An 18,244-nucleotide genomic window follows, 5' to 3' on the forward strand; every position below is an offset into this window, starting at 1 on the left:
CGCCGCCTCCGGGCGCAGTTCATGCCGGGATAACGCACCATGTCCCGATGGGTTCCCGGCGGTGGGCTGGCGCGATTGATCGCCAACCCAGCCGCGCCCGGGGCAACGCCGCCCTTTCAGGCGGCCGTTTCGCGCTGGCGCAGCGCCAGCCCGGCATCGGACACGCCCCGTGCGCTGTGCTGTGCATTGGCGCGCATCTGTGCCACCCCGGCCCCGACCAGCCCTTCGAATGACCCGCAATCATGCCGCTCGCCTGAAAACCGACAGGCCATCAGCGGCACATGGCGCGCGTCGCTGGCAATGGCATCGGTCAGTTGGATCTCGCCCCCGCGCCCGGCGGGCGTGTCGCGTAACCCCGCCAGAATGGCCGGATCAAGGATATAACGCCCCACCGCCGCAAGCGTGGAGGGCGCATGTCCAAGCGCCGGCTTCTCCACCATCCCCAAGGCGCGCACCAATCGGCCCTCGGTCGGCCCTTGAGGAACAAAGATGCCGTATTTCGGCGTCTCGGCCACAGGCACGCTCATGGCCGCGATCATGTGGCCCCCCACATAGGCCATTGCCATTTCCGCCAGCGCGGGTGCCCCAAGGATCACGTCATCGGGCAGGATCACGCCCACACGTCCCGGCAGAACAAATGGTGCCGCGCACAGCACCGCATGGCCCAGCCCCAGCGCCTCATCCTGCATGGCAAAGATCACCTCGATCCCATCCGGCACGCCAACCGCAACACGCGCCTGCACCGGGGCAGGCTGCCCCTCGCCGCGCAAGGCCCGCAGCGTATCCTCTGCGCGCATCACATAATCGCGGATCATCATCTTGTCGGGGTGGATCACGATGACAATCCGCTCTGCCCCAACTGCCACCGCCTCATCCAGCGCGAATTGCAGCACGGGCCGGTCATGCACCGGCAACAGTTCCTTGGGCACCACCTTGGTCAGCGGGAACAGGCGGCTGCCTTTTCCTGCGGCGGGAATGATCACGGTGCGGATGGATATGGGCATGGCAGAGCTCCGGTCAGTTGGGCCGCCTTGCGGCGGGGCCGGTCTGGGGTCCGGCAAGGGTGGGTGCAGAGACCGGTCAACGTCCGATGCGCCGGATCGTTCCGCGCGTCGCGGCCAGATCACCCGCATGTGACAAACGCACGCGCCGCGCGCGATCTGCGGGAACCAGACCGCCCCTGCCTGCGTTCCCATCCCGCTGCATGCACCGAACCCGCCCCGAACGCACCTTGCCCCACGGCCCGGGCGTCCGGCGGCGTGCCTGCATTCACCCGGCGATTGCGCCCATAGTTCAGAACAGGAGCGGTCGATGAATTGGAACCGGATTGAAACCAAATGGCACGAAATGGCCCGCCGCCTGCAACAGGGCGGTACCACGCGCGCGCCCTCAGGCGGCGACGGTTCGCAACTTGATCCCGGCCCAACCATCGGCCCAACCATCGGCCCGGACAGCGCCCCGCAGGATCGGCCCGATATCCCCACAGGCCGCGCGCCGGATGAAACCGCCGCGCGTGTCGCAGGGTGAGGTGGCCGCAGGCCCTGACCTTCGGCCACTGGTCTGACCGGTCCCAAGCGGACTGGGCCGAAGCCGACTGGAACGATCCCACCCCGATCCGGTCGGATCTCTTTGGCACCGAACGGCTGGAACACCACGCCGAAACGTTGGCCGCCGCGCAGCGGTTGGGCAAGCCGGGCCTCCGTGTCCCCAGCCTGCATCGCCGGCTGCGCGACAACGTCCGTGTGTTGCTCGATGTCTATCTCGACAGCGCCGAGGTGGTACGCCGTGGCAAGGCCGTGCCGCCGGCCGCCGAATGGCTGCTGGACAACTTCCACCTCGTGGAACTGCAACTGCGCCAGATCACCGAAGATCTACCCCCAGGCTACTACCGCCAACTGCCGAAACTGGCCGAAGGCCATCTCGCCGGATACCCCCGCGTCTTTGGCCTCGCCTGGGCCTATGTCGCCCATACCGACAGCCTGATCGCTGGCCCTGTCCTGCGCCGTTTCGTGCAGGCCTATCAGCGCGTCGTCCCCCTTCAGATCGGCGAGCTTTGGGCCGTGGCCATCACCCTGCGCATCGTGCTGGTGGAAAACATGCGCCGCCTTGCCGTGCAGATCGTCGGTGCCCAGCATCAGCGCAGCATGGCGGATGCGCTGGTCGACAGCGTGTCTGGCATCGGTGGGCCTGCCGTTCCGCTGCATCTGGCCGTAGTGGGCCATGACAGCGCACCGCTTGACGAAATCTTCGCCGCACAGGTGGCGCGTCGCCTGCGCGGGCTCGATCCCGTGGATACCCCGCTGCACGGCTGGCTCGAAGATCGCCTCCGCCGTCAGGAAACATCCGTCGAAGATGTGGTCGCACGCGTCCTGCACCGGCAAGGGGCGTCCAACGTCACGATGCGCAACATCGTCACATCGATGCGGATCATCTCTGAACTCGACTGGGCCGATTTCTTCGAAGATGTCAGCCCCGTCGATGCGCGCCTCAACAAAGCCGGCGATTTCGGCGCGATGGATTTCTCCACCCGCAACGCCTATCGCACCGCGATCGAGGATCTGGCGCGCGGCTCGTCCGGTGATGAACTTGCCGTCACCGACGCCGCCCTGCGTATGGCTGACGAGGGCCGCACCGACCGCGCGCGCGATCCCGGCCACGCCCTCATCGGCGGTGGGCGTCGTGCGCTGGAACAGGCGCTGGGCTATCGGCCAAAGCTGCGCCAACGGCTGATGCGCCTGGTGGGGCAGGGGGGATTGCCCGCCTATCTCGCCGCCATCGCGGCCCTGACCGGGGCCGTGGTCACAGCCCTCCTGCTCGCCGCCGGATTGCCGGGCTGGGCCATGCTGCCCGCCGCGCTGCTTGCACTCTGGCCGGCCAGCGAACTTGCCACTGCCCTCGTGAATGACGTGGTCACCCGCTCTGTCGCGCCGCGGCCCCTACCGGGGATGCAGCTTGCGGGTGGCGTGCCCGCCGATCTGCGCACCCTCGTCGCGGTTCCGGTGCTGCTCAGCGAAGAATCCGTCCTGCTGGACCAGATCGAACAGCTTGAAGTCCATCACCTCTCCAGCATCAGCGGCGCGGTCCATTTCGCCCTGCTCTCCGACGGGCCGGATGCCGAAACCGAACGCACCGAACAGGATGACGGGCTGATCGCACTCGCCCAATCCGCCATTGCCGATCTGAACAGCCGTTATCCGATGGAGGATGGCCCGCGCTTTCTGCTCCTGCACCGCCGCCGCCTCTGGAACCCGTCCGAAGGCAAATGGATGGGATGGGAACGCAAACGCGGCAAGCTGGTGGAACTTAACCGCCTTTTGCGCGGGGCCACCGACACTGGCTTTGTCACCGGCACCGCCGATGTGCCGCGCGACGTGCGCTTTGTCGTCACGCTCGATGCCGATACCCGCCTGCCGCGCGACACTCTGCGCGCCCTGATCGGCAAGATGGCCCATCCGATGAACCGCCCCCGTCTTGACCCTGCCGCCCAGCGGGTGGTCGAGGGCCACGGCATCCTGCAACCCCGCGTGACACCCGCCCTGCCCATCGGGGATGAGGCGTCCATCTACCGCCGCACCTATGCCAGCATCGGCGGCATCGAACCCTATGCCGCCGCGATGTCCGACGTGTATCAGGACCTCTTTGCCGAAGGCTCCTTCACCGGCAAAGGCATCTATGACATCGACGCCTTCACCGCCGCGCTGGAAGGCCGAGTTCCCGACAACACCATGCTCAGCCATGACCTGTTCGAAGGCATCTTTGCCCGCGCGGCGCTGGTGTCCGACATCGAGGTGATCGAGGATTTCCCCGCCCGGCTTGATGTCGCGTCCAAGCGGCAGCACCGCTGGGTGCGCGGCGACTGGCAATTGCTGCCCTGGATTGCCCGCGACAAGACCATTCCCGCCATCGGGCGCTGGAAGATGATTGACAACCTGCGCCGTTCGCTGCTGGCCCCGCTGACTTTGGCCGCCTTCTTTGCCGGATGGCTGATGCCTCTGCCCGTCGCGGCGGTCTGGACACTGGCCCTGCTGGTGATCATGGCCATGCCGCGTCTGCTGGGCCTGCCCCATGCCATCTTGCCCCACCGCACCGGGATCAGCCTTCCTATGCACTTCCGCGCCCTCGGCCGCGATGCGGCGACGGCGGGCATGCAGATCGCGCTGAACGTGGTCTTTCTGGCCGATCAGGCCTGGCTGATGGGCGATGCGATCCTGCGCAGCCTGTTCCGCATCACGCTTTCACACCGGCACCTGCTCGAATGGATGACGGCGGCCGAGGCCGGGGCCACCCGCCGCCATAGCCTGACAGGCTGGTTCCGCAGCATGGCGGGTGGGGTCGCGCTGGGCCTTGGCACCCTTGCCCTCGCGTTCTGGATCAACCCCGCCGTAGGGCCTATCCTGCTGCTCTTTGCGCTGCTCTGGGCCGCCGCCCCGGCCATCGCCGCCCGCATCAGCCAACCCGCCGCCCCCCGCGCCATCGCCCCCATGACCGGGACCGAGGCGCAGGCCCTGCGCCGCATCGCCCGCCGGACATGGGGCTTTTTCGAGCATTTCGTGACCGAGGCGGAAAACTTCCTTCCCCCAGACAACTTTCAGGAAATCCCGATCCCCGCCGTGGCGCACCGCACCTCGCCCACCAATATGGGACTCTATCTCCTCTCCACCGTTGCCGCGCGCGATATGGGCTGGATATCGGAACCAGATACCTTGCAAAGGCTTGAACAGACGCTGGAACGCATGGGCCGGATGCCGCGCTTTCGGGGCCATTTCTACAACTGGTACGACACCACCGATCTGCGCGTGCTGGACCCGGCCTATGTATCATCGGTCGACAGCGGCAATCTGGCAGGCCATCTGATCTGCGTCGCGCGCGCCTGCCGCGACTGGGCGCAAAGCGGCCCGGACGATGCCGCCCGGCTTGACGGTCTGCGCGACACCGCCGCCGTCGCCCGCGCCGTATGGAATGGCACAGGTCAACCCTGTCCCGCCCTCATCGCCCTGCAAGCCGCGCTTGATGCGGGGGACGAGGCACTGCTTCCCGCCTTGGCCCAATCCGCCCATGCCGAAAGCCTGTCCGCCGATGGTGCAAACGATGCCGCCCTCTGGACCGCCGCCATTCTCGCACGTCTCGCTGCACCACCCATGGCCGAAGACCGTCGCGCACGGCTTTTGGCCGTGGCCGATCTGGCCGATCGTTTCGCACAGGACATGGACTTCGCCTTCCTGCTCGACCCGGAAAAGGAACTGCTCTCCATCGGCTTTTCCGTTGCCACCAACATGCGCGACCCGAATTGCTATGACCTTCTCGCGTCTGAGGCCCGGCTGGCCAGCCTCTTTGCCATCGCAAAACAGGACGTGCCCACCAAACACTGGTTCCGTCTGGGCCGCAGCGCCACGCCGATGGGGCACGGTGCAGCACTGATCTCATGGTCGGGGTCGATGTTCGAATATCTGATGCCCTCGCTCGTGATGCGCGCGCCTGAAGGATCGGTGCTGGCCCAGACCAACGCGCTGATCGTCGCCCGCCAACAGGACCATGGCCGCGTGCTGGGCATTCCCTGGGGCATATCGGAATCTGCCTACAATGCCCGCGATCTGGAGATGACTTACCAATATTCCAACTTCGGCGTGCCGGGGTTGGGGCTCAAACGCGGGCTGGGCCAGAACCGCGTGATTGCCCCCTATGCCACCGGGCTTGCCGCCATGGTCGACCCTGCCGCTGCCGTGGCGAACTTCACCCGCCTTGCCGCAATGGGGGCCGAAGGCCGTTACGGGTTCTACGAGGCGGTCGATTTCACCCCCGACCGCGTGCCGCAGGGCGCAACCGCCGTGATCGTGCGCAGCTTCATGGCCCATCATCAGGGCATGACCATCACCGCCATCGCCAACACCGTGCAATCAGGCCGCCTGCGCGCCCGCTTTCACGCCGTGCCCATGGTGCAGGCGGTTGACCTGCTGCTACAAGAACGCGTGCCGCGCGATGTGGCCACTGCCCGCCCCCGCGCGAGCGAGGTGCGCGTCACCGCCGCCGATCCGACCGACGCCCCCAAGGTGCGCCGCTTCGATACGCCCCAATTGGCCACGCCGACCGGGCATCTGCTGTCGAACGGCCGCTATGGCGTGATGCTCACGCCGACGGGCGCAGGCTACAGCCGCTGGCACGATCTGGCCATCACCCGCTGGCGGGCCGACCCTTCGGTCGATGCGCTTGGCTCCTTCGTCTATCTGCGCGACGTGCAGGCCGGGGAAAGCTGGTCCTCCGGCGCTCAGCCGCTGGGTGCCGGCAGCGGCCAGCACATGACGGTCTTCAGCGAACATCAGGCCACCTTCACCTGCCGCGCCCGGACACTCACCACCACCACCGAAATCGTCGTCTCCGCCGAAGACGATGCCGAGGCGCGGCGCGTCACCCTGACCAATACAGGCCGCCGCGCGCGAGAGATCGACCTGACCTCCTACATTGAACTGGCGCTGGCCCCGCAGGCGTCCGATCTGGCGCATCCCGCCTTTTCCAAGCTGTTTGTCGTCTCCGAATACATGCCCGAACTGGGCGTCCTGATCGCCACCCGCCGCCGTCGCAGCCCGTCAGAGGCCGAAGTCTGGGCCGCCCATATCGCCGTGGTCGAAGGCGAGGAGACGGCCCCGATGCAGGTGGAAACCGACCGCGCCCGTTTCATCGGGCGGGGGCAAACGCTGGCCCGCCCGGCCATGGCTGATGCCCCCTTGTCGGGCACCACCGGAACGGTGCTGGACCCGATCTTCGCCATCCGCCGTCGTGTTCTGGTGCCGCCGGGCGGGCGGGTGCGCGTGGCATTCTGGACCATGGTCGCAGACAGCCCGACCGCGCTTTTGGATATGGTCGACCGCCACCGCGACCCGTCGGCCTTTGGCCGTGCCATCACCCTGGCCTGGACGCAGGCGCAGGTCCAACTGCGCCACCTTGGCATTTCGAATGCGCAGGCTGCCGATCTGCAAACCCTCGCCGGCTTCCTGCTGCGGGCCGATCCGCGCCTGCGCAGCCGGTCCTCGCGCATCATCGCAGGGGCTGGCCCGCAATCCGGTCTTTGGCCCTTTGGCATATCTGGCGATCTGCCCATCGTGCTGATGCTGATCGACGATGCCGCCGATCTGGCGCAGGTCCATCAAATCCTTGCCGCACATGAATATTGGCGCGCGCGTCAGTTGACGGTGGATCTGGTGGTTCTCAATGACCGGTCTTCCTCATACGTGCAGGATCTTCAGACCGGGATCGAGGCGGCGGTGCGCATGGCGCAAAGCCGTCCGCGCGCTGCTGGCTCGGCACAGGGTGCCGTCCACGCCCTGCGCACCGATCTCATCACACCCGAGGCGCGGGCGCTGCTCCTTGCCGTGGCGCGGGTGGTTCTGGTGGCAGGCCGCGGCGATATCGGCCATCAGATCGAGGCGCTGCCGCCCTTGCTGCCCGCCCCGATCCCGCTGCGCGCCGTGATGGTGGATGAGGTCGCAGGTGATCCAACCCCGGCGCTCGAATTCTTCAACGGCACGGGCGGCTTTGCCGCCGATGGCCGGGAATATGTCACCATCCTGAAAGACGGCGCGACAACCCCCGCGCCCTGGATCAACGTGGTGGCCAACCCCGCCTTTGGCTTTCTCACCTCGGCCGAAGGCAGCGGCCCGGTCTGGGCCGAAAACAGCCGTGAGAACCAGCTGACCCCCTGGTCCAACGACCCCGTCACCGATGCCCCGGGCGAGGCGGTCTATCTCCGCGATCTCGACAGTGGCGCACTCTGGACACCGACCGCCCTGCCGATGCGCGGGGGCGGCACCTATACCGCGCGTCACGGCTTTGGCTATTCCCGCTTTGACCACACCGCGCAGGGCATCGCGGCGCGGATGGTGCAGACCGTTCCGCTGCAAGACCCGCTCCGCATCACGCGGCTCACCCTGCACAATCGCAGCAACCGCCCCCGCCGCTTGTCCGTCACCACCTACGCCGAATGGGTTCTCGGCCCCGCGCGCAGCACCACCGCGCCCCATATCACCACCGAACGCGACCCGGACACAGGCGCGCTCATGGCGCGCAATCCCTATGGCATGGCTTTTCCCGGCCGTGTCGCCTTTGCCGATATCGGCGCGCAGGCGACCGGCTTCACCTGCGACCGGGCCGAGGTTATGGGCCCGGGCGGCAGCATGGCCGATCCGCGCGGCCTGCGCGGGCAGCCGCTCTCCGGGCGGTTGGGGGCGGGGATTGACCCCTGTGCCGCGCAGCAATGCGTGGTCACCCTTGCGCCGGGGCAGAGCGTGGAACTGCGCCTGCTTCTGGGACAGGCCGACACGATCGAGTCCGCCCGCGACCTGATCCACCGCCACCGCAGCTCGGACCTTGATGCGATGCAGGCCGACATCGCCGCCCATTGGGACGGCATCCTCGGCGCGGTGCAGGTGAAAACGCCTGACCGTGCGATGGATATCCTGCTCAACGGCTGGCTGCTCTATCAGACGCTGGCCTGCCGCATCTGGGCGCGCGCGGGCTTTTATCAGGCCAGCGGCGCCTATGGCTTCCGCGATCAGTTGCAGGATGGCATGGCGCTGACCTTCACCCGCCCCGACATGACGCGCGAACACCTTTTGCGCGCCGCGGCCCGCCAATTCCCCGAAGGCGACGTGCAGCACTGGTGGCTGCCCCATTCCGGGCAGGGCGTGCGCACCCATATCTCGGATGACAGGGTCTGGCTGGGCTTTGGCGTTGCGCGCTATGTGGCCGTGACGGGGGATGCAGGCATCCTGAACGAACCGCTTCCCTTCCTCGAAGGCCCGCCTGTCCCCCCCGGCCAGCATGACGCCTTCTATCAACCCGACCTGTCGGATCAGACTGCCACGTTGTTCGAACATTGCGCGCGCGGGCTGGATCAGGCCATCGCGTTGACGGGCGAGAATGGCCTGCCATTGATCGGCACCGGCGACTGGAACGATGGGATGAACCGCGTGGGCGAACAGGGCAGGGGCACCAGCCTCTGGCTGGGCTGGCTGCTGATTGCCACCCTGCGCATGATGGCCCCGCTGGCCGATACCCGCGACCCCGCCCGCGCCGCCCGCTGGCGCGCCCATGCCGAAGACCTGCGCGCCGCGATCGAGGCCGTGGGTTGGGACGGCGCATGGTACCGGCGCGGCACCTTTGATGATGGATCATGGCTGGGATCCGACCAGTCCGATGAATGCCGGATCGATTCCATCGCCCAATCCTGGGCGGTGTTGTCGGGCGCTGCCGATCCGGCCCGCGCAGCGCAGGCCATGGCATCCGTCGATCACCACCTGATCCGCCCTGATCCGGGGTTGGCGCTCCTCTTCACCCCGCCCTTCGACCGCACCCCGCGCGATCCGGGCTACATCAAAGGCTACCCGCCGGGTCTGCGCGAAAACGGCGGCCAGTACAGCCACGCGGCCATGTGGGCCATTCTCGCCCATGCCAAACTGGGGCAGGGTGACAAGGCGGCGGCGCTATTCGCGCTCCTCAACCCGATCAACCACAGCCGCACCCCCGCCGATGCCCTGCGCTACAAGGCCGAACCCTATGTCATTTCCGCAGATGTCTATTCCGTCGCCCCACATGCGGGGCGGGCGGGCTGGTCATGGTATACCGGCTCGGCCGGCTGGATGTATCGCGCCGGGATCGAAGGCATCCTCGGCCTCACGCGGGCAGGCGACACGCTGATCTTCGATCCCTGCCTTCCCCCCGATTGGCCCGGCGTCACACTGACCCTCCGCCACGCCCAATCGCGGGTGGAGGTAGAGGTGATCAATCCCGTCCACGGCGGACACGGCATCGCGCTCGCCACGCTGGACCGCCGCCCGCTCCCTCATGCAGGCGGCCCCTTCCACCTGCGCCTGAAACCCGGTGTCACGCATCTGCGCCTGACATTGGGCCCGCCCGCAGGCTGACAGCGCCAGCGCCGATTTCATCCAGGGAATGCGCAAATTCAGGGAACCGAATCCCCGCCTCCGGGTTGGTTCGGCAACGGAGGCAATTCCCTGTCCCACCTCCGTTCGGATATTGGTGCTTGGGTGCCAGATATCGTGGCCGGGATGGCCTTGGCGCCATCCCGGCCGACTTTCCCCCGCTTTGACGATCCCTTTCGGAACCCCCACCCGCCCGTCGCGTTGACAAGGGCAGTCCGGGCCAGATGTCCGGCGAAAAGGGAACACACCAATGAGCAAGACCGAATTCTGGGACCGCATCGAAACGGTCAATGCCGGGATGCTGGCACCCGAGGGCAGCGCCCGCTGGGTGCCGATGTCACATCACGCCGACCGCGCCGATAGCCGTTTGTGGTTCATCACCGCCAAGGGCACCGATATCACCGACAGGCTGGAAACCGGCCCCGCCCCCTGCACCTATCTGCTGGCCGATAACGGCAAAGGCCTTTTCGCGCAGGTCACGGGCACGCTGTCCATCTCGCAGGACCGTGTGAAACTCGAAGAGCTTTGGGGTGTCATCGTTGAAACCTGGTTCGAAGGCGGGATCAACGATCCCGATGTCCGCCTTCTGTCGATGCAGGTGACGGGCGGCGAAGTCTGGGTCACCCCCACCTCGGGCATCCGCTTCATGTTCAACATCGCCAAAGCGCGTTTGACCGGCGATGATCCCGACATGGGCGATCACTTCACCCTCTGAAGCCTCATAATCGACCCGCCGCCGCTCTGCCCCCCGGGGTGCACCGGCGGCGGCCCATAGCAACTCACAAAATCGGGCGCTTCTCTTCCTTCTCCGGCTCAACCATCGCGATTGCGGCCAGCCCGGCGCGATCCATCACCGAAAGCATCCCGTCATTCCACGTCGCCACCTTGAGCGACCGCAGCCGCGCCAGCGTCTTGTTGGTATGCACCAGCGACAAACCCAGCGCATCGGCCAGATCCTGCTGCCGAAAGGGCAGGGGAACCGTGGCCGTATTCGCCCCCGAACTGCCAAGTCCCACCGCCCGCAGCCGCTTTTCCACCCGCAAAAACGCCCAGGCGATCCGCTGAGCGGCATCCCGCTGACCCAAAGTCGCGATGGTTTCCCCCAGAAAATGCTCCTCCACCGCCGCGATCCATGTCAGGTCATAGGCCCGGTTGGGCTGCGCGCGGAACAGGTTCCACAAATCGCTCCGACGAAAGGCACAGAGCACCATGGGCGTGCTCGCCTCAACCGAATGCTTCATCTCGCCCATCAGGCTGGCCTGCAAGCCGATGAAATCACCGGGGAAAAGGAAGTTGATCACCTGCCTGCGGCCGTTTTCCAGAGTGGTGTATCGCGTGCCCATCCCGCTGAAGACCGTATAAATCTGCGGGCTGTTCGACCCTTCCATCAGAACTGTCGTGCCCGCATCCACGCTCAGCTCGCCCGATTTGAACTGCATCATGAATTGGATTTCGTCCTCGGTGAAGGGAACGAACAGCGGTTGTTTGCGCAGTGGGCATTTATCGCAGGCAATGGTCATCAGAAAACATCCCTTCCTATGTCACAGATTAATGCGGGCCACGCTGACACAGCGCATGGTCGGGGAGAAGTGGAGAACACATGCCCTGCCCGATTCCCGCCAACTGCCACCGGCCACCCCACTGCAGACCACTGACCTGACACCACCTGTCCAGTCGATCTGACCACCGCGATCACACAGTCCTTCGCAAACAGCCAAGGGATCACACGCCAAAACACACAGGCGGGCGCTGCGCCCCGCCCGAAGACGCCTTGTTTCAGACGCGCGGTGATCCCGACGAACGGGTGACCCGCATTTTGTACCAGCCCCTTTTTCATCACGGCATTTCCCGGCGCGCCGTCGCCATCCGCCAGAGCCACGCCCGTCAGACCTTCCCCGGTCCGACCCGTGCCTCCCTGCGCCAAAGAAAGGAGACATAATTGACCCTGTCATTCACACGCTCCCCCTGCCTGTTGTCCCTACGGAACCAAACGCGGCGGCTGCGCCATTGGTTCCAAAGCGCGGCCCAGGCCGTCCCTGCCAGAATGTCGCAGAACGGGCTGCTGCCCATCCGTCTGGTCCGCCAGATCGGCACTCCCGGAAATCGCCTCTCCCTTCGCCTGCAAAACAAGGAGTCCGGCACATGAACGTTGTCACGCTGCAAGGCACCCGCTACGTCCGCGACGCCAGCGAAAAGCCGACCCTCGCCCCCAATGGCCAGCTTGACCCTCGCGATGAGGTGACGGCCTACCTTACCCCCCTGCGCGCCTTCGGCATCAGCCTGACAGGCAACCGCGCGGCCGCCGATGATCTGGTGCAGGACACCATCCTCAAAGCCTGGAGCAACATCGACAAGTTCCAGCCCGGCACCAACATGCAGGCCTGGCTCTTCACCATCCTGCGCAACACATTCTATTCCGGCCGCCGCAAGCACCGCCGCGAGGTGCCCGATCCCGAGGGTCTGCACGCCGCCACCCTGTTCGAACTGCCCGCCCATGATGGACGGCTCGCCTTCCGCGATTTCCACCGCGCCTTTGCCCAACTGTCCGCCGAACACCGCGAAGTGCTGCTGCTGGTGGGCGCATCGGGTTACTCGACTGAAGAAACTGCCGAAATGATCGGCACGGCCATCGGCACGGTGAAAAGCCGCACCAGCCGCGCGCGCAGACGGCTGGCCGAACTGATGGGGCTGGAGGATGCCGAACCCTTCGCCCCGCTCGCCGATCCGGTCACCCGTGCCGTCATGGGCGGATCGCTGGCCCGCCTCGCCTGACCTGATCCCCGCCCGGAAAAGGGCGGGGCATGGCGTCGTGAATAATCCACCCTGTCAGGGAACCGGGACGGCCGCTCTGCGTTATCAGGCCGATGAACGTTCCGGGGCAATGCGCGACAGGTCAGGAAAGGACAGCCGGTACAGGCTGGCCTTCCGCACGACCTGTTGCCCGCCAAGCCATGCACCGGGACGCAAGATCACCCCCGGATGCAGGCCGTCCGCCCGCATTCCCAGCCGGCCCCTAGAACAGCACAGCGCTGGACCGGGCTTCACCCCAAACCGAACAGGATTTCCACCATGTCCCTTGTTTCCCTTGTCGTCACACTGATCGTCGTCGGCATTCTTCTCTGGCTCGTGAACACCTATCTGCCGATGGACCGAAAGATCAAAACGATCCTCAACGTCGTCGTGGTGATCTTCGTCATCCTCTGGATCCTGAACGGAACCGGTCTTCTTGGCGGGCTGAATGGCATCACCGTCGGCGGCTGACACCCCGCCCGCGCCGCGCGGCACCGCCGCGCTGACCGGGCCGGTCACTTTGGCAACCCTTCCCGAAGTCCGGGCCTTTCTTGATGAAAGGCCCGGCTTTTCCGCGTTGGACCTGTCCGCCGTGACCGCGCTGGATACCGCTGGGGCTTGGCTCATCGCCACCCGTACCGCGGCCAAGGGCACGCAGGTCCCTGTCACCGGGGCCAGCGCCGCGCATGGCCTGTTGCTGCAAACCGTTACCGATGCGCTGCCCGCGCCGCAAAAGCGCCGCCGCCGCCCTGTGCATCACCGTGCGGGCGACGAACTGGCCTGGATCGGGGCCGCTGTCAGCGGTTATGGCGCGGTCATCGGCGGCAGTCTGGGCTTTCTGGGCCTTGTCATCGCGCGCCTCGGCAACACGATCCTGCACCCTTCGCGCCTGCGGTTGACCGCGCTGGTCCATCACATGCAGCAGGCCGGTCTGAACGCCCTGCCCATTGTGGCGCTGATGGGCTTCCTCATCGGCATCGTGCTGGCCTTCCAGGGCGCGACACAGCTCAAGCAATTCGGGGCCGAGGTCTTTGTCGTCAACCTCATCGCCGTCTCCATCCTACGCGAACTGGGCATTCTTCTGACCGCGATCATCGTCGCAGGCCGCTCCGCCTCGGCCTTCACTGCCGCCATCGGATCAATGAAGATGCGCGAAGAGATTGATGCCATGCGCGTCCTCGGCCTTGATCCGATCGAACTCTTGGTCCTGCCGCGCGTTCTGGCGCTGGTCCTGATGCTGCCGCTGCTGGGCTTTGTCGCCAATATGGCCGGGCTGGTCGGCGGCGGGCTGATGGCTTGGGTGGACCTTGGCATTTCACCGGGCATGTTCCGCACGCAGCTTTTGATGGATACCGACGTCTCTCACTTGCTGGTGGGCCTGTCCAAGGCCCCGGTCTTCGCGCTGATCATCGGTGTCGTGGGTTGCCATCAGGGGATGCAGGTCAAGGGCGACACGGAATCGCTGGGCAGCCGCACCTCAAGCTCGGTCGTCATCGCGATCTTTCTGGTGATCGTGGTGGATGCCCTCTTTTCCATCTTCTTCGCGATCTGGGGGGTGTGATGGCCGACCCGGACCCCGCCCCGATCATCACCGTCCGCAACCTGACCAACCGCTTCGGCAAGACGGTCGTGCACAAGGGCCTAGACCTTGATGTCCGCCGGGGCGAGGTGCTGGGCGTCGTCGGTGCCTCCGGCAGCGGCAAATCGGTGCTCTTGCGCACCATCGTCGGCCTGCAAACCCCGACTGATGGCAAGATCACCGTCCTTGGCACCGATGTCCTTACCGCACAGGGCCGCGACCTGCGCGCGGTGCAGAACCGCTGGGGCGTGATGTTTCAGGATGGCGCGCTCTTCTCCTCGCTCACCGTGCGCGAGAATGTCGCCGCCCCCATGCGCGAACTGCTGGGGATCGACGAAGACACCCGCACCGCACTGGCCGATCTGCGCATCGCCATGGTGGGGCTCAAACCGCAGGCGGGCGACCTCTACCCCTCTGATCTGTCGGGTGGCATGCGCAAACGGGCAGGGCTGGCCCGCGCCCTCGCGCTCGATCCGGAGATCCTGTTTCTGGATGAACCCACTGCCGGCCTCGATCCCATTGGCGCCTCAGAATTCGACGCCCTCATCATCGCCCTGCAAAAGGCGCTGGGCCTGACGGTGTTTCTTGTCACCCATGACCTCGACACGCTGCACGCCACCTGCGACCGCATCGCCGTGCTGTCCGAAAAAAAGGTGCTCGTGACCGGAACCATGGCCGAAATGCTGCAGGTCGATGACCCTTGGGTCCATTCCTATTTTCACGGGCCCCGCGCCCATGCCGCGCTGCAGGCGCAGGGGGCGATCTGATGGAAACACGCGCACGCTACATTCTTGTGGGCACCTTCACCCTGTTCAGCTTGCTCGCCGCGCTGGGCTTTATCCTTTGGCTGGCCAAGGTCGAGATTGACCGCACCTTCGCGCAATACGACATCCTCTTCGATACCGTGGCGGGGCTCGGTCAGGCCAGCGCCGTGCGCTACAACGGGGTAGATGTCGGCAAGGTGCTGACCATCGAGCTTGACCGCGCCAACCCCGCCCTTGTCCGCGTCCGGATCGAAGTGTTCGCCTCCACCCCCATCCGCACTGACACGATGGCAACCCTCGCCTCGCAGGGCGTAACGGGTGTCTCCTTCGTCGCGCTCGAAGGCGGGCGGGCAGACTCAGACCGCCTTCAGGCCGACCCCCCCGCCGATGTGCCAGTCATCCCCTCTGAGCCTTCGGTCGTTCAAGGCCTGATCACCGATGCCCCCGATCTGCTGGCCGAAGCCATCGCCCTGATGGAAGACATCCGCAACTTCACCACCCCGGAAAACAGCGCCGCCATCGCGGAAATCCTAAAGAACGTAGAAACCGCCACCGCCCGCATCGACAGCATGGCCGCCCAGACCGACACCGTCATGGCCAAGGCTGAGGCGACCCTGACCCGCGCCGATGCCGCGCTGGTGCAGGCGGAAAAGGCCTTCGCCAGCGCCAACACCGTCATCGGGGCGGATATCCCCGACCTGATGGCCGCGCTCAAGGCAACGCTGGCCGATGTCCGCCGCTCTGCCGCCGGACTGGCCGAATTCTCCCGTACCGGCCTGCCAAGGTTCAGCACCCTCGCGCAAGAGGCGCGCACCATGGTGGGCAGCATCCGCGCCCTGTCCGACCGCATCAGTAGCGACCCCGCCCGCTTTCTTCTTGGCAACCAGACCCCGGCATACAGGAATTGATGACCATGGCCCCCTTTCGCGCAGCCCTTCTGTCGCTTGCCCTGCTGTCGGGCTGCGGTGCCCTTGGCGCCGTCTCGGATGCCAGCACCCCGTTGGATGCCTACACGCTGTCGCCCTATGCGCCGGGGCAGATCCCGGCCGGGGGCAGGCGGCATCTGGTGGTGGAACTGCCCACCTCTGGCGGCGCATTGGCGACCGACCGCATCCTCATCAAACCCCTTCCGTATCAGGCGCAATACCTGCCCGATGCCCGCTGGTCCGAACCGACACCTGCGCTGCTGCAATCGCTGCTCGTCGCCTCGTTCCAGAACGCGGGCGGCTTTCGCCTTGTCGGGCGCACCGGGGCGGGCCTGATGCCCGATTACACCCTGATGACCGAAATTCAGTCCTTTCAGGCCGAACCCGCAGGCCCCACGCCCGAACCGCTGATCGTCCGGATCGGCGTGATGATGACCGTCATCCGCGAATCTGACCGCCAGATCATCGCGGCACGCCCCTTCGCCGCAACGGCCAATGTCGCCTCGGATGACAGCGCCGCCGTGGTCGCAGGCTTTGACCTCGCCCTGCAATCCGTGCTGCGCGACGCCGTTCAATGGACCGGCGGTGCGGCGCGCTGATCCGGTCCAGCGCTGCCCGCTGCCCCCTTCTTACCCCGGTCGCGCCCCTGTAACGCCCCCATCACGCCACTGTCTTATCCAACAGTGCTGGCAACAGCGGCAGGCTTGCCCCGGCGCAGAGAATCCGGCAACGATGCCGCCGTGCAGGTAAATTCCGTGTCAGGGAGAGAGTATATGATCAATCCGGTTCTGTTGTGCGGTGGATCGGGAACCCGCCTTTGGCCCCTGTCGCGCAAAAGCTTTCCCAAACAGTTCACTCGGCTCATCGGGGATGAAAGCCTGTTTCAGGCCTCTGCCCGCCGCCTTGCTGGCGAAGGCTTTGCCGCGCCCGTGGTCATCACCGGATCGGATTACCGCTTCATCGTGACCGAACAATTGCAGGCCGTGGGCATCGACCCCGGCCCGGTTCTGATCGAACCCGAAGGCCGCAACACCGCGCCCGCCGTGCTGGCCGCCGCCCTGCATCTGGCCAAATCCGACCCGCAGGCGCTCATGCTCGTCGCGCCCTCCGATCACGTTGTCCCCGATGCCGCCGCCTTCCGCGCCGCCGTAAAGGCCGGCGAAGCCGCCGCCCGCGCCGGGCGCATCGTCACGTTCGGCATCCGCCCCACCCGCGCGGAAACCGGCTATGGCTGGCTGGAACTTACCGGCCCCGCCGCCGATGGCGTGCCGGTCGATCTGGCCCGCTTCGTGGAAAAACCCAAACGCGACGCGGCAGAAACCATGCTCGCTTCGGGCAACTTCCTGTGGAACGCGGGCATTTTCCTTTTCACCGCCGCCACGATGATCGACGCCTTCCGCGCCCATGCGCCGGGCCTTCTTACCCCCGTCGGGGCCGCGGTGGATGCCGCCCGCGCCGATCTTGGCTTCCTGCGGCTGGACGAAGCCGCCTGGAAAGGGGCCGAGGCGATTTCGATCGACTATGCCGTGATGGAACGCGCCGGCAATCTGGTGGCCGTCCCCTTTGGCGCAGGCTGGTCCGATCTGGGCGGCTGGGATGCCGTCGCAACTGAGATGGGGGCTGATCCGCGCGGCAATGCGCTGGGCGGCAATGCCGTGGCGATTGATTGCGACAACACGCTTCTGCGCGCCGAAGAACCGGGCGTCGAACTGGTCGGCATCGGCCTGAACAACATCATCGCCATCGCCACCGGCGATGCCGTGCTGGTGGCCGACAAATCCCGCGCGCAGGATGTCAAACGCGCGGTCGAGGTGCTGCAAGCCAAAGGCGCCAAACAGGCCGAAGCCTTCGCCCGCGACCACCGCCCCTGGGGCTGGTTCGAAACGCTGGCCCTGTCGGACCGGTTCCAGGTCAAGCGCATCGTCGTCAAACCCGGCGCAGCCCTGTCGCTGCAATCGCACATGCACCGGTCCGAGCATTGGATCGTCGTCTCTGGTACCGCCCGCGTGACAGTGGATGACATGGTCAAACTGGTGGGTGAAAACCAGTCGGTCTACATCCCGCTGGGCGCAAAGCACCGGATGGAAAACCCCGGCAAGGTGCCCATGGTACTGATCGAGGTGCAAACCGGCACTTATCTGGGCGAGGATGACATCATCCGCTACGAAGACGTCTACGCCCGTGGCCAGGGGGCAAAGGGCTGACACCCTGCGAAGGGGAACCCCGCCCACAGCAAACATCGGTCCCGGGTAA

General features: G+C 66.1%; 13 protein-coding genes. 10 read left to right on the forward strand and 3 right to left on the reverse strand.

Annotation, left to right across the window (positions count from 1 at the left end):
* Positions 1-116: 116 nt before the first annotated feature.
* Positions 117-1,004 (reverse strand): sugar phosphate nucleotidyltransferase, encoded by an 888-nt coding sequence (locus tag RSE12_09410; GenBank protein ID WRH64516.1) that lies wholly within the window; start codon positions 1,002-1,004, stop codon positions 117-119.
* A gap of 307 nt (positions 1,005-1,311) precedes the next feature.
* Between RSE12_09410 and RSE12_09415 the strand changes: the two genes are divergently transcribed.
* The 3 genes from RSE12_09415 (at position 1,312) to RSE12_09425 (ending at position 10,647) form a co-directional block, all read left to right on the forward strand.
* Positions 1,312-1,527 (forward strand): hypothetical protein, encoded by a 216-nt coding sequence (locus RSE12_09415; GenBank protein WRH64517.1) that lies wholly within the window; start codon positions 1,312-1,314, stop codon positions 1,525-1,527.
* The gene (locus RSE12_09420) at positions 1,524-9,914 is read left to right on the forward strand and encodes a glucoamylase family protein (protein ID WRH64518.1); all 8,391 of its coding nucleotides are present in this window, start codon (positions 1,524-1,526) and stop codon (positions 9,912-9,914) included. The genes RSE12_09415 and RSE12_09420 overlap by 4 nt, the downstream gene beginning before the upstream one ends.
* A 268-nt stretch (positions 9,915-10,182) precedes the next feature.
* A complete protein-coding gene (locus tag RSE12_09425; GenBank protein WRH64519.1) occupies positions 10,183-10,647 on the forward strand; it encodes a pyridoxamine 5'-phosphate oxidase family protein in 465 nt (154 codons plus the stop codon).
* Positions 10,648-10,711: 64 nt separating this feature from the next.
* Here the strand turns inward: RSE12_09425 and RSE12_09430 are convergent, their stop codons facing one another.
* Complete coding sequence (locus tag RSE12_09430; protein ID WRH64520.1) at positions 10,712-11,452, reverse strand: Crp/Fnr family transcriptional regulator; 741 nt, start codon at positions 11,450-11,452, stop codon at positions 10,712-10,714.
* Between the two features lie 622 nt (positions 11,453-12,074).
* On the opposite strand from RSE12_09430, the gene RSE12_09435 reads away from it, so the two are divergent.
* Entirely contained in the window at positions 12,075-12,704 is a 630-nt protein-coding gene (locus RSE12_09435) for an RNA polymerase sigma factor (protein ID WRH64521.1), read from the forward strand.
* Between the two features lie 84 nt (positions 12,705-12,788).
* On the opposite strand, the gene RSE12_09440 is transcribed toward RSE12_09435, so the two are convergent.
* Positions 12,789-12,932, reverse strand: coding sequence for a hypothetical protein (locus RSE12_09440; protein ID WRH64522.1), 144 nt, complete (start codon positions 12,930-12,932; stop codon positions 12,789-12,791).
* A 69-nt stretch (positions 12,933-13,001) separates the two neighbouring features.
* On the opposite strand from RSE12_09440, the gene RSE12_09445 reads away from it, so the two are divergent.
* The 6 genes from RSE12_09445 (at position 13,002) to RSE12_09470 (ending at position 18,195) form a co-directional block, all read left to right on the forward strand.
* Positions 13,002-13,193, forward strand: a complete 192-nt coding sequence (locus RSE12_09445) for a Thivi_2564 family membrane protein (protein WRH64523.1) — start codon at positions 13,002-13,004, stop codon at positions 13,191-13,193.
* A complete protein-coding gene (locus RSE12_09450) occupies positions 13,171-14,283 on the forward strand; it encodes an ABC transporter permease (GenBank protein ID WRH64524.1) in 1,113 nt (370 codons plus the stop codon). The genes RSE12_09445 and RSE12_09450 overlap by 23 nt, the downstream gene beginning before the upstream one ends.
* Positions 14,283-15,068 (forward strand): ABC transporter ATP-binding protein, encoded by a 786-nt coding sequence (locus tag RSE12_09455; GenBank protein WRH64525.1) that lies wholly within the window; start codon positions 14,283-14,285, stop codon positions 15,066-15,068. The genes RSE12_09450 and RSE12_09455 overlap by 1 nt, the downstream gene beginning before the upstream one ends.
* Complete coding sequence (locus RSE12_09460) at positions 15,068-15,973, forward strand: MlaD family protein (GenBank protein WRH64526.1); 906 nt, start codon at positions 15,068-15,070, stop codon at positions 15,971-15,973. Before RSE12_09455 ends, RSE12_09460 begins: the two co-directional genes overlap by 1 nt.
* 5 nt (positions 15,974-15,978) lie before the next feature.
* A complete protein-coding gene (locus RSE12_09465; GenBank protein WRH64527.1) occupies positions 15,979-16,590 on the forward strand; it encodes an ABC-type transport auxiliary lipoprotein family protein in 612 nt (203 codons plus the stop codon).
* A 174-nt stretch (positions 16,591-16,764) separates the two neighbouring features.
* The gene (locus RSE12_09470; protein ID WRH64528.1) at positions 16,765-18,195 is read left to right on the forward strand and encodes a mannose-1-phosphate guanylyltransferase/mannose-6-phosphate isomerase; all 1,431 of its coding nucleotides are present in this window, start codon (positions 16,765-16,767) and stop codon (positions 18,193-18,195) included.
* The last annotated feature ends 49 nt before the right edge of the window (positions 18,196-18,244 follow it).

This window comes from Fuscovulum sp. (assembly GCA_035192965.1).
Lineage (GTDB): Bacteria > Pseudomonadota > Alphaproteobacteria > Rhodobacterales > Rhodobacteraceae > Paragemmobacter.